Genomic DNA, 1,347 nt, shown 5'->3' on the forward strand with positions numbered 1-1,347 from the left:
GGGCCTTCCCCCGTGAAGGTGGGCACGCGGTTATTGATCACGCAGCGAGCGTGAGTTTAGCGGTGTGGTGTCGGTGTTCATATTCGTTGGGGCTGAGGTGGCCGTTGGCGGAGTGCCGGCGGCGGGTGTTGTAACGGGTCAGCCAGGCAAAGACGGTCCTGCGGCAGGCGTCTGTGTCGCCGTAGTCGTGGGCGCCCTGGAGGGTCTCGCGTTTCAGGGAGGCGTGGAAGCTTTCGCAGGCCGCGTTGTCGGCGCTGGTGCCGACCGCGCCCATCGACCGGGTCACCCCGAGCTGGTCGCAGAGGCCGGCGAAGACCCTGGAGCCGTACTGGGCACCGTGGTCGGAGTGGAACACGGCGCCGTCCAGGCCGCCGCGGGTCGAGGCTGCCATCCGCAGTGCGTCGGCGACCAGACTGGTGCGCATGTGGTCGGCGATGGACCAGCCGACGACCTTGCGGCTGAAGCAGTCCAGCACGGTCGCGAGATAGAGGAACTGGCCGCCTGCGAGCGGGAGATACGTGATGTCGCCCATGTACTTGCGCCCCGGCTCGGTGGCGTTGAAGTTCCGCTGGAACAGGTCCGGGACCGGTGAGGTGGCCGGGTCCGGGACGGTCGTGCGCACTCGTCTGCGCAAGCGGATGCCGGTGATGGAGAACGACCGCATGATCCGGGCAACCCGCTTCTCGTTGACCCGCCACCCTTTCTCACGGAGCTCGGCGGTCACTCGCGGGGAACCGTAGGCGCCGCCGGACTCGCCGTGGACCTCACGGATCTCCCCGGCCAGGATCCGGTCCTGGTGCTGCCGGGCGGCCCGGGCCTCGGCGCCGGCGAGCCACTTGTAGTAGCTGGACCGGTTCACGTCCAGGACCTGGCAGAGCCGCTTCACCTCGTAGGTGTCCCGGTGGTCGTCAACGAACTGGAAGCGGCTCCTCACCAGTTCGTCTCTCCGGCGAAATACTTGGCCGCCTTGCGGAGGATGTCCCGCTCGGTGGCGAGCTTGCGCTCACTTGCCTCGAGTTCTGCCACCCGGGCCTCCAACTGCCGGACCCGCTCGTCCGGATCAGCGGACGGCACCGCCTCCCGACGCTGGGCGCCCGGCTTCGCGTCCGCGGCGGTGATGCCACGGCGTTCGCGGTCCCGCAGCACCCACGCACGCAGGGTCGCCCGGTTGACGCCCAGGTCAGCAGCGATGCTCTTGTAGATCGCCCCGGGTGTGGACTCGTACAGGGCCACGGCATCGGCCTTGAACTCGTCCGAATAGTCCTTCATCGCCATCGACGGTCTTCTCGCTTCCTCCGGATCAAGCAGATCCAGTATCAGCGTGTCCACGACTCAGGGGGAGGTCCC

Annotated in this window: 1 protein-coding gene; it reads right to left on the bottom strand. The window is 68.0% G+C overall.

The window, feature by feature from the left end; translation table 11 throughout:
• Positions 1 to 37: 37 nt before the first annotated feature.
• A protein-coding gene (locus tag ABZS61_RS34840; RefSeq protein ID WP_356430548.1) for an IS3 family transposase occupies positions 38 to 1,275 on the bottom strand; the annotation gives its coding sequence in 2 pieces (ribosomal slippage) (positions 38 to 949 and positions 952 to 1,275; 1,236 coding nt in all).
• Positions 1,276 to 1,347 lie beyond the last annotated feature (72 nt).

The sequence above is a fragment of the Streptomyces sp. NPDC005566 genome (assembly GCF_040605575.1).
Taxonomy (GTDB): domain Bacteria; phylum Actinomycetota; class Actinomycetes; order Streptomycetales; family Streptomycetaceae; genus Streptomyces.